The sequence below is a fragment of the Neorhizobium populisoli genome (genome assembly GCF_019430945.1).
GTDB lineage: Bacteria > Pseudomonadota > Alphaproteobacteria > Rhizobiales > Rhizobiaceae > Neorhizobium > Neorhizobium populisoli.
Genome location: NZ_JAHYCB010000003.1, coordinates 21,053 through 42,895, shown reverse-complemented (window position 1 = coordinate 42,895; position 21,843 = coordinate 21,053). Strand labels below are relative to the sequence as shown.

The 21,843-nt window shown below is 60.0% G+C and carries 23 protein-coding genes and 2 pseudogenes; 19 read left to right on the top strand and 6 right to left on the bottom strand.

All coding sequences use genetic code 11. The features are described 5' to 3' along the window. The first annotated feature begins 78 nt into the window (after positions 1-78). The gene (gene olsC / locus KX729_RS07985; RefSeq protein WP_512699452.1) at positions 79-915 is read left to right on the top strand and encodes an ornithine lipid ester-linked acyl 2-hydroxylase OlsC; all 837 of its coding nucleotides are present in this window, start codon (positions 79-81) and stop codon (positions 913-915) included. A gap of 23 nt (positions 916-938) precedes the next feature. Here olsC and KX729_RS07980 read toward each other — a convergent pair whose 3' ends face one another. Further along, positions 939-1,535 (bottom strand): LysE family translocator, encoded by a 597-nt coding sequence (locus tag KX729_RS07980; RefSeq protein WP_219741924.1) that lies wholly within the window; start codon positions 1,533-1,535, stop codon positions 939-941. Positions 1,536-1,619: 84 nt separating this feature from the next. After that, positions 1,620-2,063, bottom strand: coding sequence for a DUF488 domain-containing protein (locus KX729_RS07975; protein ID WP_446692518.1), 444 nt, complete (start codon positions 2,061-2,063; stop codon positions 1,620-1,622). A 90-nt stretch (positions 2,064-2,153) separates the two neighbouring features. Here KX729_RS07975 and KX729_RS07970 point away from each other — a divergent pair, with 90 nt between their 5' ends. Then, entirely contained in the window at positions 2,154-3,116 is a 963-nt protein-coding gene (locus KX729_RS07970; RefSeq protein ID WP_219741923.1) for a GlxA family transcriptional regulator, read from the top strand. On the opposite strand, the pseudogene KX729_RS07965 reads toward KX729_RS07970, so the two are convergent. From KX729_RS07965 to KX729_RS07950, 4 genes and pseudogenes are all read right to left on the bottom strand, one after another. Beyond that, a pseudogene (locus KX729_RS07965) lies at positions 3,117-4,778 on the bottom strand (alpha-amylase family protein). 115 nt (positions 4,779-4,893) lie between these two features. Further along, on the bottom strand, positions 4,894-5,598 hold the full coding sequence (locus KX729_RS07960) for an SDR family oxidoreductase (protein ID WP_219741922.1): 705 nt from the start codon (positions 5,596-5,598) through the stop codon (positions 4,894-4,896). A gap of 48 nt (positions 5,599-5,646) precedes the next feature. Then, positions 5,647-5,967, bottom strand: coding sequence for a putative quinol monooxygenase (locus KX729_RS07955; RefSeq protein WP_219741921.1), 321 nt, complete (start codon positions 5,965-5,967; stop codon positions 5,647-5,649). Positions 5,968-6,088: 121 nt separating this feature from the next. Then, a complete protein-coding gene (locus tag KX729_RS07950; protein WP_219741920.1) occupies positions 6,089-7,396 on the bottom strand; it encodes a flagellin N-terminal helical domain-containing protein in 1,308 nt (435 codons plus the stop codon). 295 nt (positions 7,397-7,691) lie between these two features. Between KX729_RS07950 and urtA the strand changes: the two genes are divergently transcribed. The 17 genes and pseudogenes from urtA to ureG all read left to right on the top strand — a co-directional run bounded on the left by urtA (position 7,692) and on the right by ureG (position 21,833). After that, entirely contained in the window at positions 7,692-8,981 is a 1,290-nt protein-coding gene (urtA, locus tag KX729_RS07945; RefSeq protein ID WP_219741919.1) for an urea ABC transporter substrate-binding protein, read from the top strand. Positions 8,982-9,181: 200 nt separating this feature from the next. Next, the gene (urtB, locus tag KX729_RS07940; protein ID WP_219741918.1) at positions 9,182-10,786 is read left to right on the top strand and encodes an urea ABC transporter permease subunit UrtB; all 1,605 of its coding nucleotides are present in this window, start codon (positions 9,182-9,184) and stop codon (positions 10,784-10,786) included. Beyond that, positions 10,783-11,946 (top strand): urea ABC transporter permease subunit UrtC, encoded by a 1,164-nt coding sequence (urtC, locus tag KX729_RS07935; protein ID WP_219741917.1) that lies wholly within the window; start codon positions 10,783-10,785, stop codon positions 11,944-11,946. Before urtB ends, urtC begins: the two co-directional genes overlap by 4 nt. Positions 11,947-11,957: 11 nt before the next feature. Then, entirely contained in the window at positions 11,958-12,719 is a 762-nt protein-coding gene (gene urtD / locus KX729_RS07930) for an urea ABC transporter ATP-binding protein UrtD (RefSeq protein ID WP_219741916.1), read from the top strand. A 74-nt stretch (positions 12,720-12,793) separates the two neighbouring features. After that, complete coding sequence (locus KX729_RS07925) at positions 12,794-13,312, top strand: hypothetical protein (RefSeq protein WP_219741915.1); 519 nt, start codon at positions 12,794-12,796, stop codon at positions 13,310-13,312. 20 nt (positions 13,313-13,332) lie between these two features. After that, the gene (urtE, locus tag KX729_RS07920) at positions 13,333-14,028 is read left to right on the top strand and encodes an urea ABC transporter ATP-binding subunit UrtE (protein WP_219741914.1); all 696 of its coding nucleotides are present in this window, start codon (positions 13,333-13,335) and stop codon (positions 14,026-14,028) included. A 102-nt stretch (positions 14,029-14,130) separates the two neighbouring features. Next, complete coding sequence (locus KX729_RS07915; RefSeq protein ID WP_246617481.1) at positions 14,131-15,405, top strand: CE1 family esterase; 1,275 nt, start codon at positions 14,131-14,133, stop codon at positions 15,403-15,405. Then, entirely contained in the window at positions 15,345-16,166 is an 822-nt protein-coding gene (locus KX729_RS07910) for an urease accessory protein UreD (RefSeq protein ID WP_219741913.1), read from the top strand. The genes KX729_RS07915 and KX729_RS07910 overlap by 61 nt, the downstream gene beginning before the upstream one ends. Before the next feature lie 19 nt (positions 16,167-16,185). Continuing rightward, on the top strand, positions 16,186-16,488 hold the full coding sequence (locus tag KX729_RS07905) for an urease subunit gamma (protein ID WP_219741912.1): 303 nt from the start codon (positions 16,186-16,188) through the stop codon (positions 16,486-16,488). A gap of 10 nt (positions 16,489-16,498) precedes the next feature. Then, complete coding sequence (locus KX729_RS07900; protein WP_219741911.1) at positions 16,499-16,750, top strand: DUF1272 domain-containing protein; 252 nt, start codon at positions 16,499-16,501, stop codon at positions 16,748-16,750. A 20-nt stretch (positions 16,751-16,770) separates the two neighbouring features. Then, positions 16,771-17,076 (top strand): urease subunit beta, encoded by a 306-nt coding sequence (locus KX729_RS07895; protein WP_219741910.1) that lies wholly within the window; start codon positions 16,771-16,773, stop codon positions 17,074-17,076. 94 nt (positions 17,077-17,170) lie between these two features. Beyond that, entirely contained in the window at positions 17,171-17,527 is a 357-nt protein-coding gene (locus tag KX729_RS07890) for a lysozyme inhibitor LprI family protein (RefSeq protein ID WP_312990784.1), read from the top strand. A 67-nt stretch (positions 17,528-17,594) separates the two neighbouring features. Then, a complete protein-coding gene (gene ureC / locus KX729_RS07885) occupies positions 17,595-19,304 on the top strand; it encodes an urease subunit alpha (RefSeq protein ID WP_219741908.1) in 1,710 nt (569 codons plus the stop codon). A 27-nt stretch (positions 19,305-19,331) separates the two neighbouring features. Further along, positions 19,332-20,003, top strand: coding sequence for a TIGR02117 family protein (locus KX729_RS07880; RefSeq protein ID WP_219741907.1), 672 nt, complete (start codon positions 19,332-19,334; stop codon positions 20,001-20,003). A 12-nt stretch (positions 20,004-20,015) separates the two neighbouring features. Beyond that, positions 20,016-20,499: pseudogene (gene ureE / locus KX729_RS07875) on the top strand (urease accessory protein UreE). Positions 20,500-20,505: 6 nt separating this feature from the next. After that, the gene (locus tag KX729_RS07870; RefSeq protein ID WP_219741905.1) at positions 20,506-21,177 is read left to right on the top strand and encodes an urease accessory protein UreF; all 672 of its coding nucleotides are present in this window, start codon (positions 20,506-20,508) and stop codon (positions 21,175-21,177) included. A gap of 44 nt (positions 21,178-21,221) precedes the next feature. Beyond that, a complete protein-coding gene (ureG, locus tag KX729_RS07865) occupies positions 21,222-21,833 on the top strand; it encodes an urease accessory protein UreG (RefSeq protein ID WP_219741904.1) in 612 nt (203 codons plus the stop codon). Positions 21,834-21,843: the final 10 nt, after the last annotated feature.

Below are 21,843 nucleotides of genomic sequence, written 5' to 3'. Positions count from 1 at the left end.
AGGCCTTGCAACTGCGCAGCCGGCTACCATGTGAAAGCATGGAACCTTCTAAACCTTCGCAATTCAATCAACCTTTAAGTGGCTCCCGTGAAACCGTCTTCTCCCAGCCTCCCAGAACCCCAACAGGATTTCGCCACCACCGGCATCGCTCCCATGGACCGCCCGAGCGCGGTCACACGCTTCTTCATGGGCATCGTCGCTTGGGCCGAGCAACTGAATTTCAAATATGCCAAGCTCGGCAATCCGCCGGTCTATGACAACGCCACCTTCCCATGGGCGAAGGACATCGAGAAAGCCGCGCCGGCGATCCGCGCCGAACTCGACCGTATCCTGCTGCGCAAGGACGAACTGCCGACCTTCCAGGACATTTCCACCGACGTGAAGACGATCTCGAGCGACAAGGGCTGGAAGACTTTCTTCCTTCTCGGTTTCGGCGTGAAGTCGGAGCAGAATATCGCTGCCTGCCCGGATACGTGGACGGCGATGCAGAAGATTCCTGGCCTGACCACCGTGATGTTCTCGATCTTCGAGCCGGGCAAACATCTGCCGGCGCATCGCGGGCCTTATAATGGCGTGCTGCGCCTGCATCTCGGCATGATCGTGCCGGAGCACAAGGGCGATGAACTCGCCATCCGCGTCAAGGACCAGATCTGCCACTGGGAAGAGGGCAAGGTGTTGATTTTCGACGATGCCTACGAGCACGAGGCCTGGAACCACACGGACAAGACCCGTGTCGTTCTGTTCGTCGACTTCGTCAAGCCGCTGAAATTCCCGGCCCGTTTCGTCAACTGGGCGCTGATGCACATGGCGATCTTCACGCCCTTCATCAAGGAAGGCCTGGATAATCACAAGGAATGGGAAAAGAAGTTCTATGCCCAGGCCGAAGCTTGGCGCAATCGGCCGGGCACGAATTGAACGACTGCTAACTACTCTGGCCGTTACTTGAGCAACGGCCAGAGTGACGCGACGAGCAGCAGGCCCATGGCGATATTGAACCATTTGAGCCGTGCCGGATTCGTCAGGAAGCTGCGCAACGCCACGCCGAAGCCGGCCCAGACCGCGACGCTCGGCAGATTGACGATGGCGACGACAAGCGTGATCAGCAGGACCGACACGAACGGGTTTTCAGCGCTCGCATAGGCTGCCATGGCGGTGAGGCCGGCGATCCAGGCCTTCGGATTGACCCATTGGAAGGCAGCCGATTCCAAAAGAGTAAGTGGGCGTGCGCTGTCGGATTCGCTGTTCGGCACGGCGCGGGACATGGCGATGCGCCAGGCGAGATAGAGAAGATAAGCTGCGCCGGCGATTTTCAGCGCCACGCCGATCGGCGGATAGGCGTGGATCAGCGCCCCGAGACCGAAGCCGACCGCCAGCAGGACCGACGAGAGACCGACCGTGATGCCGAGGATTTGCGGCACGGTGCGCCAGAAGCCGAAATTGGTGCCAGAGGCAAGAAGCATGAAATTGCTTGGACCCGGCGACACGGAACCGACAAGCGAAAACAGGGCGATGGCGAGGATGGTCTCGTAAGTCATGGTAAAAGCTCCCCGCGCGGGGAGTGCGTGTCCCAGCGGCGTTTGAATCTCGAATGTTTGGGTCAGGTCAGAGCAATTTTTGCTCTATAGATGGCGGACGCTCAGCTTGCCGCCCCATTTGCCGTTCAGATAGTCGCAGACCAGCGTACGGTGGCAATGATGTGGCTTGTCTTCCGAGCAGAGAAGGCAAGAGCTGTCGAAGGCTTCCGGCTTAAAGTGATTTTGCACCTGACGTTCCACCATCAGGCTCATGAAATCGTTCCGGAAAACGTCCCAGTCGCCCTTTTCTTTCTTGAAGGCAGTCATCAATTCTTCCGTCGGCGCGAGCAGCGGTTCATGGACGTAACCCGCACCGCAGATCGTCTTCAGAAAGTAGGCGAGGTCATCGGATTTGGCAAAACCTGCAAGCTGCGAGGTGTTGTGAAGGCGCACATCGAGAACGCGCTTGACGCCGGCCGCCTTGATACGACCGAAGAAATTCTCCGCGGTCGTCTTGGTGAACCCGATCGTCGTCACGTTCATGCTCATGCGCCAATTCCTCTTTCGATACGAGCATCATGGCGTAGCGGGGTTCAGCCTGCTACTGTCAATATTGACATTCGCGATAGGGATTTTGCCATGAAGATTCAGGTTCTGGCGCCGGAGGGCGTGTTCGATACCGGGCTCAGCGCCATCCTTGATGTTCTGGGGACCGCAAACGACATGGCGCCGGCCACTTCGCTTGGGCGGGCACCGTTCGAAATCTCCGTCGTCGGCCTGCGCGAAAAAGCGCTGACGGCACAAGGTTTTACGGTGCCGCTTTCAGGCGCTTTCGATCCGCAGGCGGGCGGTTGGCTGATTATTCCCGGCATTGGTTACCGGACGCCGGAAACGCTGGTGCCGGTGCTCGACCGGCCGGATATTCGCGATGCCGTGCCGGCGATCCGCGAGGGAAGGGAGGCGGGAATGAACATTGCCGCTGCCTGCATCGGCACATTCATTCTTGCCGAAACCGGAGCTCTCGACGGCGAGAAGGCGACGACGACCTGGTGGCTCGCGCCGCTGTTTCGCCAGCGCTATCCGAAAGTTCGTCTGGAGGATGGCAATATGCTGGTAAAGTCCGGTTCGTTCATCACGGCTGGCGCAGCACTTGGCCATATGGATATGGCGCTGTGGTTCGTGCGGCAGGTCAGTCCGGAGCTTGCCAGTCTCGTCGCAAATTACCTGATCGTCGACGCCCGCCCGGCGCAATCGGCCTATGTCATTACCGATCATCTGGCGCATGCCGATCCGATGGTGGAACGTTTTGAGCGCTGGGCTCGGGGCAATCTCTCGGAAGGCTTTTCTCTGAATGATGCGGCCGATGCGGTCGGGGCCAGCAAGCGGACGCTGGCGCGGCGTCTGCAGCAAGTGCTGGGTAAAACACCGCTCTCCTATTTTCAGGATCTGCGCGTCGAAAGGGCCGTGCATCTGTTGAAGACCAGCGACAAGAGCCCGGACGAGATCGCCGACCTCGTCGGTTATGCCGATGGCGTGACGTTGCGAGCGCTCATTCGCCAGAAGCTCGGGCGCGGGGTGCGTGAAGTCAAGGCGATGAACTGATCAGACTTCCTTGCGCCTCAGCAGGTAATCCAGGCCGCCGACCCGGAACCAGCGATAGGCGTATCCATCCAATAGCAGCCGGTGCTCGCTGTTGTTTTCTGCCTCGCTATTGCCGCCATCGGCTATGTCGATCAGCCGCTCGCCATGTTCACCGAGGCCTACGGTGAAGGTCACTTCGATCGGCTTGGAGTGGAGATTGTGGATGACCAGCACCGAATTGCCGCGCCAGTCGTAACGCAAAGCCAGCACGCCGTTGTCGCTGGTTTCGATCGGTACGCATTCGCCCCAGCCGATTTCCGGGGCTTCCTTGCGCATGCGGATCAGCCGTTCGGTCCAGTTGAGCATCGAGTTTGGATCGCGCCGCTGGTGGGCGACGTTGAGATATTGAAAACCAAGCGGCCCTTCGCTGATGACCGGCAGGACCGGTTTGTCATTCTTGGTGAAGCCGCCATGCGGTTCCGTCGACCATTGCATCGGTGTGCGGGCGCAGTTGCGCTCCGGCAGCGACAGGTCGTCGCCCATGCCGATCTCGTCGCCGTAACGAATGACCGGCGTGCCGGGCAGTGAGAACATCAAGCTGTAAGCGAGTTCCAGTCGCCGGCGGTCGTTGTCGAGCATCGGCGCCAGCCGGCGGCGGATGCCGCGGTCGTAAAGCTGCATGTCCTTGTCCGGGCCGAATTCCTCGAACACCTTCTGGCGCTGCTTTTCGGTCAGTCGGCCAAGATCGAGTTCGTCGTGGTTGCGCAGGAACAGGCCCCATTGGGCGGTTGCCGGGCGCTCGTAGGTTGCCTCGATCGCTTTCGCCAGGGGGCGGGCATCGGCGGCGGCCAGAGCGTAGAAAAGCGACTGGTTGACGTGGAAATTGAACATCATCTGCATCCGGTCGCCGTCTTCGCCGAATTATTTGAGGTTCTCTTTCGGCACGACATTGGCTTCCGCGAGGATGATGGAATCGCCGAGCCGCCATTGCAGGAATTCGCGGAAGGTGCGCAGCATCTCGTATTGCGGCTTGGGCGTGGTGACGTCGGCGCCCTTTTCGGCGATCACGAAAGGTACGGCATCCATGCGGAAACCGGAGACGCCGAGCTGTACCCAGAAACCCATGATCTTCAAGATTTCCGCCTGCACATGCGGATTGGCGGTGTTGAGGTCCGGCTGGAAATTGTAGAAGCGATGGAAGTAATATTCCTTGGCTTTCTCGTCATGGGTCCAGGTGGTTTTCTGAACGCCCGGAAACACCATGCCTTCATCGGCATTGGCGGGCTTCTTTTTCGACCAGATATACCAGTCGCGATAGAAGGAGTCCGGATCGCTGCGGGCTTCCTGGAACCAGGGGTGCTGGTCGGAGGTGTGGTTGACGACGAGGTCGATCAGCACTCGGATGCCACGCTGCTTGGCGCCGTGGGTGAATTCGACGAAATCGCCGAGCGTGCCGTAACGCGGATCGACGTTGTAATAGTCGGCGATGTCGTAACCGTCGTCGCGCTGCGGCGAGGTCTGAAACGGCATCAGCCAGATGGCGGTGACGCCGAGGCCGGAGAGGTAATCGAGCCTGCGCTGCAATCCCTGGAAGTCGCCGATCCCGTCGCCATTAGCATCCATGAATGTCTCGACCGACAGGCAATAGATGACGGCATTCTTGTACCAGAGATCGTTGATCACAAGCGGGCTCCTCGGGCGGTTGGCAGGTCCGGGAAGGCAAGCGCATAAACGGAGGAAAGGTTCCCGCCATGGAACCGAATTGGTTCCGGTTCGCATGGCGGGTTTTATCGTCGGATCAGACCGAGCGGGTCAGGCCGCCGTCGACCTTGAGGTTCTGGCCGGTAATGTAGCCGGCGCCCTCGGATGCGAGGAATGCGACGGTCGCGGCGATTTCGGCGCTGGTGCCGTAACGTTTCATCGGCACGCTGTCGCGGCGCTGCTCCGTTGCCGGCAGGCTGTCGATCCAGCCGGGCAGCACGTTGTTCATGCGGATATTGTCACCGGCATAAGTGTCGGCGAAGACCTTGGTATAGGAGGCGAGGCCGGCGCGGAAGACAGCTGAGGTCGGGAACATGGCCGAGGGTTCGAAGGCCCAGGCCGTCGAGATATTGACGATCGAACCGGATTTCTGCGCTTTCATGATCGGCGTGATGAGGCGGACGGGACGGATGACGTTCATCAGGTAGACGTCGAGGCCGGTATGCCATTGTTCGTCGGTGATCTCGGTAATCTCCGCACGCGGGCCATGGCCGGCGCTGTTGACCAGCACGTCGACCCGGCCCCACTTTTCCATCGTGATGTCTACCAGTCGCTTCAGATCATCGTTCGACTGGTTGGAGCCGGTGACGCCGAGACCGCCGAGTTCGTTGGCCAGCGCCTCGCCCTTGCCGGAGGAGGAGAGGATAGCAACCTTGTACCCATCTGCTGCAAGCCGCTTTGCCGTTTCGGCGCCCATGCCGCTGCCGCCTGCGGTTACGATCGCTACTTTTTCCGTCGCCATGTGATGCTCCTCAAGAATGGAAAACCGCGCCGGAAGCGGCGCGAGCCATTATCGGTTGATAGCACCACGGCGATCGTCGCGCACGGGATGCCAGATGGAAATCTCACGTTCTTTCGCGAGCAAATCCGGAAGCGCGGCATGCCAGGTTTCACGATAGGGACGGTTGATCTGGACGTTCAGCACGTCGTCATGGTCTTCCCAGGTCTCGTAGAGCATCATCTGGTTTTCGTCCTGCGGGTCGACATGCAGCATGGCGTTGTGGAACATCGGTTCGTGGCGCATGGCATCCAGAATGCCGTTGAGAAGGGTCATAAAGCGGCTGCGTTGTTCGGCACGGATATGGAAACGGATGAGATAGGTGACGGGCATGGCCGATCCTTTCGTGTTCGGGAACTGCCATTTGGGATAGAGGCCGGAATGCGCCGGGTCGATTACCTGAGAGGTAATATGTATCGCGCTGAAAAGACCGCGACGGGGCAGGCGTTGGCCGTTACCCGAAGAGGGTCAGGATGGTCTGGGCGTCGGAATTGGCGATCGAAAGCGATTGTACCGCAAGCTGCCTCTGCGCCTGCAGCGCTTTGAGCCTTGTCGACGCCTCGTTCATATCGGCATCGACAAGGCGGCCGATACCTCGTTCAAGGCTGTCGGTCAGCCTGTTTCCAAACGCCTCCTGCATTTCGATCCGCGACTGAAGCGATCCCAGATAAGCGCCCGCCGATATCGACTTCTGGTGCATCTGGTCGAGAACGTAGGTCATCGTCGGAAAGTCGATATTGGGATCTGTGACGTCGATATCGAGGATATCGATACCTTCCGGCGGCAGCGTGCGGGTCAGAACTGGTTGCTGAATGGTGATCTGTTGTCCAGCGAGCGATGGGATGGCCCGGAAGAAGATATCCGGCGCTCCGCCGACGGTTTCCATCAGCACGTCGGATGATGGCTTGTTGAGAACCGTTGCCTGATAGAGGACTTTCAGCCAATCGGCGGTGTTTTCGATGTCGCCATCATAGGCGTATCCCGGCTGACCTCCCAGCGCCTGATCGACGACGCTCTTGGTGACCACGAATGCGTCATCGAATGTGCCGACCGAAAACGAGACGGTGATGACATCGAACTGCGTGATCGTGAAAGGCTGGCCCAATGAAGGGCCGGGCACGTCGCCGTAACCCGAGTTGAAGTATCCCTGCAGCCCGCCCATCGTGCCGATGCCATGGCCCAGATTCGGATCCGGCGTCTTTTGCAGAAGGCCGCCGCCGCCATCCTTGAACAAAGCGAGTTTCGACAGATCGACATCGAGGGTCTTGACCGAGACGTTTCCGTTTACGCTGCGGATGAAAGATGACGGGACGGTGGTCCTCGCCGCATTGTTGCTTGCCGGGCTTCCGAGATCCGGCCGCAGCCAGTTCTGTCCGGCGAAGCTGGCGGAGTTGGAGATCGTGACGATCTGCTCCTTCAGTTGCTCAAGTTCTTCTTGGATTTTCTTGCGGTCTATGCCGTCTTGCTGGGCGGTAACCACCTTGGACATGAACTTCGACAATATATCGGCCGTCGTCGCCATGCCTTGATAGGCCGTGTCGACCTTGGCGGCTCCCAGGCCGAGAGCATCCTGAGCTGCCGAGAGAGCGCCCTTGTCTGATCGCATCGTCGTCGCGACCGACCAATACGCCGCATTGTCGGAGGCACGGCCGACCCGCAGGCCGCTGGAGACCTGTTGCTGTGTATCGAACATGTGTCGGTCGATGGAGCGCAGCGTTTTGAGCGCAGAAATAGCTCCAGCATTCGTCACGATGCTGGTCATAGAACCTCGGTACTGTAAACAACTCCTCAGGCTCTATACGAGCTGGTTACTTATACAGCAGATTTGTGGTTAATATATCGTGAGGGTTGTAGCTGACATTTGAGTTTTTGCTCCCCTCCGGCCTAAAAGCTCCGCCTTGGCCACACGAACCCAGCGCCTGAGCCGGCGCTTCCAACTTCTCCCCCTCATGTACGTCATTTTGCGTATGTGGTTTTGCGCTGCAGCAACCGATAGTCGCCTTAAGCAACGGTTAAGGTCTTCGTTGCTTGAGCGAACAAGAAGAGGGGTTCGACCAATGAATTTCAAAAAGAAACTGGGCGGCGCGATGCTTGCCGCCGTGATGTCGACGACGGCGTTTCACGGCGCTTTCGCGGCCGACGACACGATCAAGATCGGCGTTCTCCACTCGCTGTCCGGCACGATGGCGATTTCCGAGACGACGCTGAAAGACGTCATGCTGATGCTCGTCGAGCAGCAGAACAAGAAGGGCGGCGTTCTCGGCAAGAAGCTCGAAGCCGTCGTCGTCGACCCGGCTTCCGACTGGCCGCTGTTTGCCGAAAAGGCCCGCCAGCTGATCTCCAAGGACAAGGTCGCCGCCGTGTTCGGTTGCTGGACTTCGTCGTCGCGCAAGTCGGTCCTGCCGGTCTTCGAAGAGCTGAATTCGATCCTGTTCTACCCGGTCCAGTACGAGGGGGAAGAATCCTCGCGCAACATCTTCTACACCGGTGCCGCTCCGAACCAGCAGGCTATTCCAGCCGTCGATTACCTGGCGAAGGAAGAGGGCGTGAAGCGCTGGGTTCTGGAAGGAACCGACTACGTCTATCCGCAGACGACCAACAAGATCCTCAAAGCCTACCTGATGTCGAAGGGCGTTGCCGAAGCTGACATCATGATCAACTACACGCCGTTCGGCTTCTCCGACTGGCAGACCGAAGTCTCCAAGATCAAGGCCTTCGGTTCCGCCGGCAAGAAGACCGCCGTCGTCTCCACCATCAACGGCGACGCCAACGTGCCGTTCTACAAGGAACTCGGCAACCAGGGCATCAAGGCCGAAGACATTCCGGTCGTCGCCTTCTCGGTCGGTGAAGAAGAACTCGCCGGTCTCGACACCAAGCCGCTGGTCGGCCACCTTGCCGCCTGGAACTATTTCCAGTCCGTCGATGCGGACGTGAATGCCGAATTCATCAAGGAATGGCACGCGTTCACCAAGAACGACAAGCGCGTTACCAACGACCCGATGGAAGCTGCCTATATCGGCTTCAACGCCTGGGTTAAGGCCGTCGAAGCGGCCGGCACGACCGATACCGACAAGGTTCTCGACTCGATCATCGGCGTTTCCGTTCCGAACCTTTCTGGCGGCACCTCCACCGTCATGCCGAACCACCACATCACCAAGCCGGTGTTGATCGGTGAAATCCAGGCGGACGGCCAGTTCGACATCGTCCAGGAGACGGCTCCGGTCGTCGGCGACGAATGGTCCGACTACCTGCCGGACTCCAAGAACCTGATCTCCGATTGGCGCAAGCCGATGGCCTGCGGCAACTTCAACGTCGCTTCCGGCAAGTGCGGCGGCAAGGGTAGCTGATTGGGAAATTGGGCGCTGATAGCCCCTCACCCTAACCCTCTCCCCGTAATAACGGGGAGAGGGGACGTGCCCTGCTCGACGTTGAGATGGAGGGCACGGTTGCGTCAAATGTCCTTCTCCCCGCTCGCGGGGAGAAGGTGCCGGCAGGCGGATGAGGGGCCATTGAGCCCTCCAACCGCAGCCACACGGGGGACAACAGCATGCTTATCCGTCTTTTCAGCCTGATTTTTCTGATCCTATCCTTCGCCGCGCCATCCTTCGCGCAGAGCGACCCGAAGCCGTTGATCAACCATCTTGCCAAAGCTGACTTCGCCGAGGCCGAAGCCCTGCTCGGCCAGATCGCCGCGACCGGCGATACGCGCGTCGTCCCGGCGCTGCAGGCCTTCTCCGACGGCGATCTCTATTTCCGCAAATCCGACAATCTCGTCTTCATCGGCAAGGCGGCAGGGGCCGGGTTCGACCTGATCGACCCGGTTACTGGTGCTTCTGCCGGCCAGGCAGCCAAGAATGCCGTCACCAAGATCAAGATCAACAACAATCTCCGTCGCGTTATACGTTCCGCCATGGGCGGGCTGACGCTGATGAGCCCGGATCGTGGCGTGCGCCTTTCGGCTGCCGATGCCGTGCTACGTTCGCCGAGCGCCGAAAACCTCGATCTTGTCGAAGCCGCGCTCGCCAAGGAAACCGACAGGGAAGTCAAGGCCCGCATGGAGGAGGCGCGTGCTGTTTCGGTTCTTTCGTCCGACCGTTCCGTCGATGAGAAGCGCGGTGCCATCCAGACCATCAAGGCTCTCGGCGGTCGTAATGCGCTCGGTATTCTGGGCAGTGTATCGGGTTCGATCGATGCCAGCCTCAAGCCGGATCTCGATGCGGCGATTTCCGCGATCCAGAGCGAACAGCAGCTTTGGGACATGGGCCAGAACGTCTGGTACGGACTGTCGCTCGGTTCGGTCCTGCTGCTGGCAGCGATCGGGCTTGCCATCACCTTCGGCGTGATGGGCATTATCAACATGGCGCATGGCGAAATGGTCATGCTCGGCGCCTATTCCACATTCGTCGTGCAGCAACTCATCCGCGACCATGCACCCGGCCTTTTCGACTGGTCGCTGGCGATCGCGCTGCCGGTGGCCTTCCTCGTCACCGGTGCCGTTGGTTTCGTCATCGAGCGCGGTATTATCCGCTTTCTCTATGGCCGGCCGCTCGAAACCTTGCTTGCCACCTGGGGTGTTTCACTCATCCTGCAGCAGACGATCCGCTCGATCTTCGGCCCGACCAACCAGGAAGTCGGCAATCCGTCCTGGATGTCCGGTTCTTTCCCCATCGGCGGCATGACGATCACCTGGAACCGCATGTGGATTATCGTCTTCTCGCTGACGATCTTCTTCGCTCTGCTCTTCGTCATGAAGAGGACAGCCTACGGGCTCAACATGCGCGCCGTCACCCAAAACCGCCGCATGGCGTCTTCGATGGGCATCAAAACTCCCTGGGTCGATGCGCTCACCTTCGCGCTTGGCTCCGGCATTGCAGGCATTGCCGGCGCGGCGCTTTCGCAGATCGACAACGTCTCGCCGAACCTCGGCCAGAGCTACATTATCGACAGTTTCATGGTCGTGGTGTTCGGCGGCGTCGGCAATCTCTGGGGCACGCTGATCGCGGCGCTGTCGCTCGGCGTCCTGAACAAGTTCCTCGAACCGGTCACCGGCGCCGTGCTCGGCAAGATCCTGGTTCTGGTCCTCATCATCCTCTTCATCCAGAAACGTCCGCGCGGCCTCTTCGCGCTCAAGGGAAGGGCGGTCGAAGCATGATCACCAGCTTCATTCATCGCGCGCTCGAAGGAAAGATCGTCGTCGCCGTTGCCACTCTGCTCGGCATTGCGGTTCTCGTGCCGGCGCTCAACCTGCTGACCCCACCTGACAGCGCTTTCCACATTCCCACCTATGTCATGGCGCTGTTCGGCAAGTATCTCTGCTATGCGCTTCTGGCCTTGGCGCTCGATCTGGTCTGGGGTTATTGCGGCATCCTTTCGCTTGGCCACGGTGCCTTCTTCGCGCTCGGCGGTTATGCGATGGGCATGTATCTGATGCGCCAGATCGGCCCCCGCGGCGTCTATGGCAACCCGATCCTCCCGGATTTCATGGTGTTCCTGAATTATAAGGAACTGCCGTGGTTCTGGCATGGGTTCGACTGGTTCGTCTTCGCCATGGTCATGGTTCTGCTGGTGCCCGGTCTGCTCGCCTTTATCTTCGGCTGGTTCGCCTTCCGCTCCCGGGTCAACGGCGTGTACCTGTCGATTATCACCCAGGCGATGACCTATGCGCTGCTGCTGGCCTTCTTTCGCAACGATATGGGTTTCGGCGGCAATAACGGCCTGACCGATTTCAAGGATATCCTCGGTTTCTCGGTGCAGGCCGACGGCACTCGTGCGGTTCTATTTGCGATCTCGGCGATCATGCTGTCGCTTTGCCTGATCGTCGCGTCCGCCATTACCCGCTCGAAGTTCGGCAAGGTGCTGGTCGGCGTGCGCGATGCGGAAAGCCGGGTGCGCTTCCTCGGCTTCCGGGTGGAAAACATCAAGCTGTTCACCTTCGTGGTTTCCGCGATGTTTGCAGGCATTGCCGGCGCGCTGTTCGTGCCGCAGGTCGGCATCATCAATCCGGGTGAATTCGCGCCGGCCAATTCGATCGAGGTCGTCGTCTGGACGGCAGTCGGCGGGCGCGGCACGCTGATCGGCCCGATCATCGGTGCCATCCTCGTCAATGCCGGCAAGAGCTTCTTCACCGGCGCTTTCCCGGAATTCTGGCTGTTTGCATTGGGCGGCCTGTTCATCGCGGTAACGCTGTTTCTGCCGAAGGGCATCGTCGGAACGATCCAGCATGGGTTCAGGACCCGCAGGGCTTACAAGGCCGCCGCCGAGGCCGAAAAGGGCAGGGATGCTCCGGTGGCCATCGCCCAGGCCGCGGAATAAGGGAGCGCAAGATGAACACGATTGCCGAAACCAGAACCAAAAGCCTGCTCTATCTCGAAAACGTCTCGGTCGCCTTCGACGGCTTCAAGGCAATCAACTCGCTGTCCTTCGTGGTCGAACCCGGCGAACTCCGTGCGATCATCGGCCCGAACGGCGCCGGCAAGACGACGATGATGGACATTATCACTGGCAAGACCCGGCCGGACAGCGGTACGGTGCTTTTCGAGGATTCGATCGATCTCACCAAGAAGGATGAGGCAGACATCGCCCAGCTCGGCATCGGCCGCAAGTTTCAGAAGCCGACGGTATTCGAAAGCCATACGGTCTGGGACAATCTGGAACTGGCGCTGAACCGTGATCGCGGCGTGTTCGGCACGCTGTTCTACCGGCTGACTGCGGAAGATAAGACACGCATTGAGGAGATCCTTGAAACCGTTCGCCTGACGCATCGGAAAGACGAATACGCCGCCAACCTGTCGCACGGCCAAAAGCAATGGCTGGAAATCGGCATGCTGCTGGCGCAGGAGCCGAAGCTTCTGCTGGTCGACGAACCGGTGGCTGGCATGACGGACGCCGAGACGGTGGAGACCGCGATCCTGCTCAAGGAAATCGCCAAGACGCGCTCGGTGGTGGTCGTCGAGCATGACATGGGCTTCATCCGCGATCTGGGTGTGAAAGTAACGTGTCTGGCGGAGGGCTCGGTGCTGGCGGAAGGATCGATCGACTTCGTGTCGAGCGATCCGAAAGTGATCGAAAATTATTTAGGACGGTGACGTGAAACTTCCAGTCTTGAACCTCACGGTAGAAAACGCTCTAAAACGGTCGGGTTTTGCTTTGGGGTTTCAGCATGGCTTTGCTTGGTATTCTGGTTATGGCGATCGGCGGCGCTGCCGTCTGGTACTGGCGTTTGAAAATGGCGCGCGAGGCGGGAAGCGAGATCATCGATTCCGTCGAGCGGATGCGGGGTGCCTATAAGCGCCGGCAGTTCCGCAAACAGGCTGAAGCGGCACCGCTGGCTTCGATTGCCGATCCGGCGATTGCAGCGGTCGCCTTCTTCTTCTGCCTGGCGAAGGAAAAGCCGATGTATCTCGATGCGGCGAAGGGCGTCATCCGCAACCGCATGACCGGGATCATCCGCCCGGCGGATATGGATGAAGTGCTTGTGTTCGGAGAATGGGCCTCAAAGAACGTCACCAGTCCGGAAGATCCGATCCGCCGCTTCCGCGACCTCTGGATGAAGGCGCTCGACATGCATGAGCGGCAGCAGTTGATCGGCATGGCCGAGGAAGTCGCCGAGGTCGGTGGCGAAAGAACGAAGGAACAGGAGATCGCCCTGCAAACGCTGAGGCGTACTCTGATGAACTGATACGATAACGGGTGAACGGGATGCTGACAGTCAACAACGTCAATCTACATTACGGCGCGGCACAGGCTCTGCGCGGTGTCTCGATCACTGCGGAAATGGGCAAGATCACCTGCGTGCTCGGCCGCAACGGTGTTGGCAAGAGTTCGCTTCTGCGGGCTGTCACCGGCCAGCATCCGGTCAGTGCCGGCACGATCAGCTTCCAGAACGAGGTGCTGAACGGACTGCCGCCTTATGTTCGCGCCAAGCATGGCATCGGCTATGTGCCGCAGGGCCGCGAGGTCTTTCCGCTCTTAACGGTGCAGGAGAACCTGCAGAGCGGTTACGCGCCGCTGGCCCGCAAGGACAAATTCATCCCCGACGAGATCTTCTCGCTCTTTCCGGTCCTGAAAACGATGCTCGGCCGGCGCGGCGGCGATTTGTCCGGTGGCCAGCAGCAGCAATTGGCGATCGGTCGGGCGATGGTGACGCGGCCGCGTATCCTCGTTCTCGATGAACCGACCGAAGGTATCCAGCCGTCGATCATCAAGGATATTGGCCGGGCGATCCGATACTTGCGCGATTCTACCGGCATGGCGATCCTGCTTGTCGAGCAATATCTCGACTTCTGTCGCGAGCTTGCCGACCAGGTTTACATCATGGATCGCGGCGAGATCGTCCATGAAGGAGCGGCCGAAACATTGGATACGCCGGAGGCTAGACGCCACCTTACGGTATAATCCGTACCCTATTTTCATATGTGAAAGTTTGGAGTGCGTCGCAGCAAATCAATTGTATGCAGGGGTATGACCTTGTGCTAATTAACGGTCGTCGAAGCAAAATTGATAAAGATCAATGTTTTCGACGCCGAGTTCCTGCACATTGATGAAAACCCCTGCACCCATGATGAGGCGCTGATGGATTTTGCTTGCGTAGCCGGTACCTTCTCTCGTTCCGCTCTTAGCCGCATGATGGCGGTCGGAGCTGTTTTTCTGGGCGCCATGACCGGTAGCGCCCTTGCAGGCTGCGGCCAGCCGATGCAGCCGGGCCGTCACCAGATGACCATTGATGCCGATGGTATCGATCGCACTGCCATCTATTTCATTCCGTCTTCCTATACCGGCAAGAGCAAGGTTCCTGTCGTATTCGATCTGCACGGCAGTCACAGCAATCCGAGTTCGCAGCTCGACCGCAGCTCGTGGGACAAGGTTGCGGAAAAGAACGGTTTCATCGTCGTGGCGCTGCAGGGCAGCCTGACGGTCGGACCTAATCAGAACTATGCCTGGAATGTCCCGTTCGTGACGGCGCAGCAGGGCGGCCTCGACGAGATCGAATATATCGAAGACGCCGTGGAAGAGGTGAAGGAAGACTTCTGCGTGGATTCGGCTCGCATCTATGCTTCCGGTTATTCCGGCGGCGGCCGCATGCTCTCGGCTTTTCTTTGCTCCGGCCATGACGAATTCGCCGCTGCCGGCTTCGTGCATTCGCTGCGCGCCGGCCGTCCGGTTGAAACCGACGGCAAATGGGGTCCGGAAGCGGCCAACTGCAATCCGGCGCGGCCGATCTCGATCATGGCGTTTGCGGGCGTCAAGGACGAGTCCAACCCTTATGCGGGCGGTGGCAGCACCTATTGGCAATACGGCTTCAAGACGGCGATCCAGCGCTGGACCGAACTCGACGGATGCAAGGGCGCCGCGGAAGCGAAGACGATCGATGGTGTGACCTTCAGCACCTACGGCACCTGCAAAAACGGCGCGCGCATCGCATCCTACGTTTTCGCTAATGGCACCCATGACTGGCCGAAGCCGGCGCCTGCGACAGAAGCCGTGCTGGCTTCCGCCAAGGAAAGCTCGGCCGCGGTTACCAAGGTTGCCGCCATCGTGCCGGCCAAGCCTGCCTTCGACGCCAATGTTGATCCGGCTTTCCGGATGTGGGACTTCTTCGGCAAGGCCGACAATACGGAAGTGCTCGCCACTGCTGCCCCGGCCAAAGTCGTGAAGTCTGGCACGGGTGTTGCATCGGCCTGCACGACCGAAGACGAAATCCAGGGACGCACGTGCAGCAACGAGCCGATGAATATGCGCCGCAGCGGGCAAGGGGTACAGGACGCCTTGTAACCAAGGCGTTCGGCGGGCGCACAAGGCTTGCCGAATTCTTCCAGGAAGGCTGCTCAAAAATTCGCCTTCCGGAAACTTTTTCGCCTGAAATGGAGGCGATCCTCATCAATACGTCAGGGGGACTGACGGGCGGCGACGTGATCGAATGGTCCGTCGCCGCATCCGATTCCACCCATGTCTCGGTCACCACCCAGGCGAACGAGAAGATCTACCGGGCTGCTGCTGGTGCGGCATCCGTTTCCACCCGAATTACCGTCGGCGAGGGCGCCTCCGTCCATTGGCTGCCGCAGGAAACCATTCTTTTCGACCGGTCCTCGCTGACGCGGCGGCTGGATGTCGATCTTTCCGAAAATTCCGAATTTCTGGCCGTCGAAGCGGTGCTGCTCGGCCGCAAGGCGATGGGTGAGGCGGTGGCGAACGGCACGTTTCGCGACCGCTGGCGCGTGCGCCGTTCGGGCCGGCTGATCCATGCGGAAGAGATGAAGTTCGAAGGGGAGATCGAGCGGCTTTCTCAAGCCGCGGCGGTGCTTTCCGGGCAGGTGGCGTTTGCCACGCTATTCTATGCCGGGCCGCTCGCCGAAGCGCTTTTCCCGAAATTGCGCCAATGCCTGGATGGCACGGCCGGCGGAGCAAGCCACTGGAACGGCAAGCTGATCGCACGTCTTGTCGCGCCGACTGGCTATGAGTTGAGAAAAATTCTGACACCGGCAATTTCCGTATTGCGTAACGGAGCGCCAGTGCCGAAAGTCTGGAATATCTAGAGTTTAACGCGGTGCCCTGATGAACCTGACGCCCAGAGAAAAAGACAAGCTTCTGATATCCATGGCGGCGATGGTCGCCCGCCGCAGGCTGGAGCGCGGCGTCAAGCTGAACTATCCGGAAGCGATCGCGCTGATCACCGATTTTGTCGTCGAAGGTGCGCGCGACGGCCGTTCGGTCGCCGACCTGATGGCGGCCGGCGCCGGTGTCGTCACCCGCGACCAGGTGATGGAGGGCATCGCGGAAATGATCCACGACGTACAGGTGGAGGCGACGTTTCCGGATGGGACGAAGCTTGTGACCGTACACGAGCCGATCCGCTGAGGAGGACGTCATGCTGGAACTGCGACCCAATTGCGAATGCTGCGACAAGGATTTGCCGCCCGAAAGCCGGGAGGCGATGATCTGCACGTTCGAATGCACTTATTGCGTCGATTGCGCCACCGGCACGCTGGCCGGCATCTGCACCAATTGCGGCGGTGAACTGGTGCGTCGCCCGGTACGTCCATCGGAGAAGCTCACGAAGTTTCCGGCATCCACGAAACGTGTTCTGAAGGCCGAGGGCTGCGCGCCCAAGGCGGCCTGACCCGCCTGAAGGAGACCATCATGATTCCCGGTGAAATCATTGCCGCAAAAGGCGAAATCGAGCTGAATGCCGGCGCCGAGACAATAACGATCGAGGTGTCCAATACCGGCGACCGGCCGGTGCAGGTGGGCAGCCACTACCATTTCTTCGAAACCAACAATGGGCTTGTTTTCGACCGCGACAGTGTGCGCGGCATGCGGCTCGATATTCCGGCTGGTACGGCGGTGCGGTTCGAGCCGGGACAGAAGCGGCAGGTCACGTTGATCCCGCTTTCCGGTAGCCGTACGGTCTATGGGTTCCAGCAGAAGGTCATGGGCAAGCTTTGAGGTTTGCGCAGGCAAAATTGGTCAAGGGAGATACCAATTGAAGATCGTTTTCACGGGCGCGGTTGTTTTCGGCGCGTTGTTCGCATTGCCGGCCATGGCGCAGCAACCGAAGGTCAATTGCAAGAAGGCCGAGACGCAGATGGAGATGACCTACTGCGCCGAGCAGGATTACAACGCGGCAGATAAGGCCTTGAACGCGCAGTATCAGGCTGCGCGCAAGGCGACGAAGAAATGGGATGTGGATGCCGCCACGGAGCAGCCGGCATCGGATGCGGCGCTGGTCGCGGCCCAGCGCGCCTGGGTCGCCTATCGCGACGCCCATTGCGAGTCCTACGCATGGCAGTCGCATGGCGGCAGCATGGAGCCGCAGTTGATCTACGACTGCTCGGCTGACCTGACCCGCAAGCGTACGCTCGACCTCAAGGAATTGACCGAAGCCTTTGGAAACTAAGTTTTCCTGAGCATTGAATTTCCAAACCGAACGAATGCTTTTTGAATAAGTCCGAGGTAGACTAACCATGCCCCACAAGATGTCCCGTGCCTCTTATGCCTCGATGTTCGGCCCGACCACCGGCGACAAGGTGCGGCTCGCCGATACCGAACTGTTCATCGAGGTGGAGAAGGATTTCACCATCTATGGCGAAGAGGTGAAGTTCGGCGGCGGCAAGGTCATTCGCGACGGCATGGGACAGAGCCAGGCAACACGCGCCGAAGGAGCGGTCGATACCGTCATCACCAATGCTCTCATCGTCGATCATTCCGGTATCTACAAGGCGGATGTCGGCCTGAAGGACGGCCGCATCCACGCGATCGGCAAGGCCGGCAATCCGGATACGCAGCCGGGCGTGACGATCATCGTCGGCCCTTCGACCGAGGCGATTGCCGGCGAGGGCAAGATCCTGACAGCCGGCGGGATGGACGCGCATATCCACTTCATCTGCCCGCAGCAGATCGAAGAGGCGCTGATGAGCGGCATCACCACCATGCTCGGCGGCGGTTCCGGCCCGGCGCACGGGACGCTGGCGACGACCTGCACCGGTGCATGGCATATCGAGCGGATGATCGAAAGTTTCGACGCTTTCCCGATGAACCTGGCGCTTGCCGGCAAGGGCAATGCCTCGCTGCCGGCGCCGCTGGAAGAGATGATCCTTGCCGGCGCCTCGTCGCTGAAGCTGCATGAGGACTGGGGCACGACGCCGGCGGCGATCGACAACTGCCTCACGGTGGCAGACGCCTTCGACGTGCAGGTGATGATCCATACGGATACGCTGAACGAGAGCGGTTTCGTGGAAGACACGGTCGCGGCCATCAAAGGCCGCACCATTCATGCCTTTCACACGGAAGGTGCTGGCGGCGGGCATGCGCCCGATATCATCAAAATCTGCGGCAATCCGAACGTCATTCCGTCCTCCACCAATCCGACCCGGCCTTACACGATCAACACGCTCGACGAACATCTCGACATGCTGATGGTCTGCCATCACCTGTCGCCGTCGATCCCGGAAGACATCGCATTCGCCGAAAGCCGCATCCGCAAGGAAACCATCGCGGCGGAAGATATCCTGCACGATATCGGCGCCTTTTCGATCATCTCCTCCGACAGCCAGGCTATGGGCCGCGTCGGCGAGGTGGCGATCCGCACCTGGCAGACGGCCGACAAGATGAAGCGCCAGCGTGGACAGCTTGCGCAGGAAACCGGAGACAACGACAATTTCCGTGTGAAGCGCTACATCGCCAAATATACGATCAATCCGGCGATCGCGCATGGCGTTTCGCATGAGATCGGCTCGGTCGAAGTCGGCAAGCGCGCCGATCTCGTGTTGTGGAGCCCGGCTTTCTTCGGTGTGAAGCCGGATATGGTGCTGATGGGCGGCTCGATCGCGGCGGCCCCGATGGGCGATCCGAATGCCTCGATCCCGACACCGCAGCCGATGCATTACCGGCCGATGTTTGCCGCCTATGGCAAGCTCAGAACCAACTCCTCCGTCACTTTCGTGTCCCAGGCTTCGCTCGATGCCGGCCTTGCCCACAAGCTCGGTGTCGCCAAGAAGCTGGTGGCGGTAAAGAACGTGCGTGGCGGCATCTCCAAGGCCTCCATGGTCCACAATTCGGCAACGCCATTTATCGAGGTCAATCCGGAGACCTATGAAGTGCGTGCCGACGGCGAACTGCTGACCTGCCAGCCGGCCACGGTTCTGCCGATGGCGCAGCGTTATTTCCTGTTCTAGGGTGATTTCGCACCTCGGACATATGGAATGATAAAAGTCTTTCGCCGATTTCTGGTCGCGATCCTGGCGGTGATCCTTATCATGGCGGCCGGGACATTCGTGCCGCGACCGCTGTTTGCACCGGCGCGAGAGGCTGCGTCGGCGGGGAGCCGTCGGATCCTGGTTCTGTCCAATCCCATTCACACCGATATCGCCATCCCCTTGTCGGACGATACCCGTGCGGCCTTTGCTTTCATCGGCGAAGCCGGTGTTCCAACCGCCGATCCGGCGGCCAAATGGCTGATCCTCGGCTGGGGCGGCCGCGCCTTCTATCTGGAAACGCCGACCTGGGCGGAGCTCAAGCCGCTGCCGCTATTTCGTGCCCTGACGATCGACAATTCGGTGATGCATGCGGAGGTCTTTGGCGGCATCGACGAGACGCATCCGCTGGTCACGCCGCTGGATTTGAGTGCAGCGGAATTCCAGCGGCTCGTGGAATTCATCCAGGCGAGTTTCACGCGGGAAGCGGGTGAGGTCGCGGTGATACCGGGTGCCGGTTATGGCGCCTCTGATCGTTTCTTCGAGGCGAACGGATATTTCAACGCCGTCGTCGGCTGCAACACCTGGACGGCCGCGGCCCTGCGCGCCGCCGGTTTGCGCACCGGCCTCTGGAATCCGTTGCCGCAGACGCTTAACGTGTCGCTCAAGCTTTTCAATTGACCGGAGTTTTCCATGCAGCACATCCATTCCTATCGTCCGGCCGGCGAAGTGTCCGATCCGCCCGTCGATATCGTCACCTTGCCGCATGACCTGCGCCACCTGCGCCGCAAGCTGCTGCATCTGTCGAATGGCGACATGGTGATGCTCGATCTCAAGGAAGCGGTACTCTTCCATCACGGCGACCGGCTGGTGCTCGATAATGGCGATACGGTCGAAGTGCAGGCGGCGCCCGAAAAGCTCTTCGAAGTGAAGGGTCGCGATATCGTTCATCTGATCGAACTTGCCTGGCATCTCGGCAACCGGCATCTTTCGGCGCAGATCGAGGAAGGCCGCATCCTGATCCTGCGCGACCATGTCATCCGTTCCATGCTGCAGGGGCTCGGTGCCACCGTGACGGATGTCGAAGAAGGCTTTCAGCCGGCTCGCGGCGCCTATCATTCGCATGGCGGCCACTCACATGACCACGGACATGAGCCATGACCATCACCATGATTGAGCCGGCATGAACCAGGGCCTCGATACCCGGGCGCTGCTGCGGCTGATGGCATGGCTTTCCCCGGCTTTCCCGATCGGCGGTTTCGCATGGTCGGGCGGGCTGGAAAGGGCTGTTGCCGATCAGCTGGTGAAAAATGCGACCGATCTCGAAGACTGGCTTGCGACGCTGATGCGGCACGGCTCGTTATGGAATGACGCGGTGCTGTTTTCTGAAGCCTGGCGGCATTTCGAGGATGCAGCAGCGCTGGCGGAAATCGCCGAACTCGGCCTGGCGATGGCGGGTTCGGCGGAGCGGTTTGCCGAGACGGCATCGCTCGGCAGCGCTTTCGTGACGGCCGCCTCCGCTTGGCCGGCTCCGATGTTGGAATGCTTGCCGGCGGACCTGCCGTTTCCGGTTGCGGTAGGGGCGATTGCCGCCGGACATGGCGTGCCGGCAGACAAGGCGCTGGCCGCCTTTCTGCATGCCGCGGTGTCACAGGCGGTGTCGGCCGGTATCCGGCTCGGTTGCTGCGGGCAGGCGGATGGCGTGAAAATCCTGGCGGTTCTCGAAGCTTCGATCGCGCAGCTTTCCGAGCGGGCTCCAAGCCTGACGCTAGACGATCTTGGCGGTGCAGCGGTGCAGGCAGAAATCGCGTCCTTGCGGCATGAAACCCAGCATTCGCGGCTTTTCCGCAGTTGAGGGCGCGCGTAAAGCTCTTCTCGAAAATCATGAAAGGAAGACCCATGAAATCGGCAAACGGACCGCTTCGCGTCGGCATCGGCGGACCTGTCGGCTCGGGCAAGACGGCGCTCACCGAAAAACTCTGCAAGGCGATGCGCGAAGATTATTCGGTCGCCGTCGTCACCAACGATATCTACACGAAGGAAGATGCCGAGGCGCTGGTCCGGATGCAGGCCCTGACCTCGGACCGCATCGTCGGCGTTGAGACGGGCGGCTGCCCGCATACCGCCATCCGTGAGGATGCGACGATCAATCTGCAGGCGATCGCCGGATTGAACCAGCGTATTCCCGATCTAGATGTGGTCTTCATCGAATCCGGCGGCGACAATCTGGCCGCGACCTTTTCGCCGGATCTCGCCGATATCACCATCTACGTCATCTCCACCTGCCAAGGCGAGGAAATCCCGCGCAAGGGCGGGCCCGGCATTACCCGCTCTGACCTGCTGATCATCAACAAGAAGGACCTGGCGCCCTATGTTGGCGTCGATATCGACGTGATGGACCGCGACGCATCGCGCATGCGCGAGATGAAGCCGCACGTATTTACCGACCTGAAGCGCGGCGAGGGTGTTGACCATGTCGTCCGGTTCCTGAAAGAGCAGGGCGGGCTCTGAAGGGAACGGA

What these genes read in the sequence shown, in the direction of transcription:
- KX729_RS07980 (WP_219741924.1), bottom strand. Translation starts at nt 1,535, where the DNA reads ATGACTTACGAGACCATCCTCGCCATCGCCCTGTTTTCGCTTGTCGGT.
- KX729_RS07975 (WP_446692518.1), bottom strand. Translation starts at nt 2,063, where the DNA reads ATGAGCATGAACGTGACGACGATCGGGTTCACCAAGACGACCGCGGAG.
- KX729_RS07970 (WP_219741923.1), top strand. Translation starts at nt 2,154, where the DNA reads ATGAAGATTCAGGTTCTGGCGCCGGAGGGCGTGTTCGATACCGGGCTC.
- KX729_RS07960 (WP_219741922.1), bottom strand. Translation starts at nt 5,598, where the DNA reads ATGGCGACGGAAAAAGTAGCGATCGTAACCGCAGGCGGCAGCGGCATG.
- KX729_RS07955 (WP_219741921.1), bottom strand. Translation starts at nt 5,967, where the DNA reads ATGCCCGTCACCTATCTCATCCGTTTCCATATCCGTGCCGAACAACGC.
- KX729_RS07950 (WP_219741920.1), bottom strand. Translation starts at nt 7,396, where the DNA reads ATGACCAGCATCGTGACGAATGCTGGAGCTATTTCTGCGCTCAAAACG.
- urtA (WP_219741919.1), top strand. Translation starts at nt 7,692, where the DNA reads ATGAATTTCAAAAAGAAACTGGGCGGCGCGATGCTTGCCGCCGTGATG.
- urtB (WP_219741918.1), top strand. Translation starts at nt 9,182, where the DNA reads ATGCTTATCCGTCTTTTCAGCCTGATTTTTCTGATCCTATCCTTCGCC.
- urtC (WP_219741917.1), top strand. Translation starts at nt 10,783, where the DNA reads ATGATCACCAGCTTCATTCATCGCGCGCTCGAAGGAAAGATCGTCGTC.
- urtD (WP_219741916.1), top strand. Translation starts at nt 11,958, where the DNA reads ATGAACACGATTGCCGAAACCAGAACCAAAAGCCTGCTCTATCTCGAA.
- KX729_RS07925 (WP_219741915.1), top strand. Translation starts at nt 12,794, where the DNA reads ATGGCTTTGCTTGGTATTCTGGTTATGGCGATCGGCGGCGCTGCCGTC.
- urtE (WP_219741914.1), top strand. Translation starts at nt 13,333, where the DNA reads ATGCTGACAGTCAACAACGTCAATCTACATTACGGCGCGGCACAGGCT.
- KX729_RS07905 (WP_219741912.1), top strand. Translation starts at nt 16,186, where the DNA reads ATGAACCTGACGCCCAGAGAAAAAGACAAGCTTCTGATATCCATGGCG.
- KX729_RS07900 (WP_219741911.1), top strand. Translation starts at nt 16,499, where the DNA reads ATGCTGGAACTGCGACCCAATTGCGAATGCTGCGACAAGGATTTGCCG.
- KX729_RS07895 (WP_219741910.1), top strand. Translation starts at nt 16,771, where the DNA reads ATGATTCCCGGTGAAATCATTGCCGCAAAAGGCGAAATCGAGCTGAAT.
- KX729_RS07890 (WP_312990784.1), top strand. Translation starts at nt 17,171, where the DNA reads ATGGCGCAGCAACCGAAGGTCAATTGCAAGAAGGCCGAGACGCAGATG.
- ureC (WP_219741908.1), top strand. Translation starts at nt 17,595, where the DNA reads ATGCCCCACAAGATGTCCCGTGCCTCTTATGCCTCGATGTTCGGCCCG.
- KX729_RS07880 (WP_219741907.1), top strand. Translation starts at nt 19,332, where the DNA reads ATGATAAAAGTCTTTCGCCGATTTCTGGTCGCGATCCTGGCGGTGATC.
- KX729_RS07870 (WP_219741905.1), top strand. Translation starts at nt 20,506, where the DNA reads ATGAACCAGGGCCTCGATACCCGGGCGCTGCTGCGGCTGATGGCATGG.
- ureG (WP_219741904.1), top strand. Translation starts at nt 21,222, where the DNA reads ATGAAATCGGCAAACGGACCGCTTCGCGTCGGCATCGGCGGACCTGTC.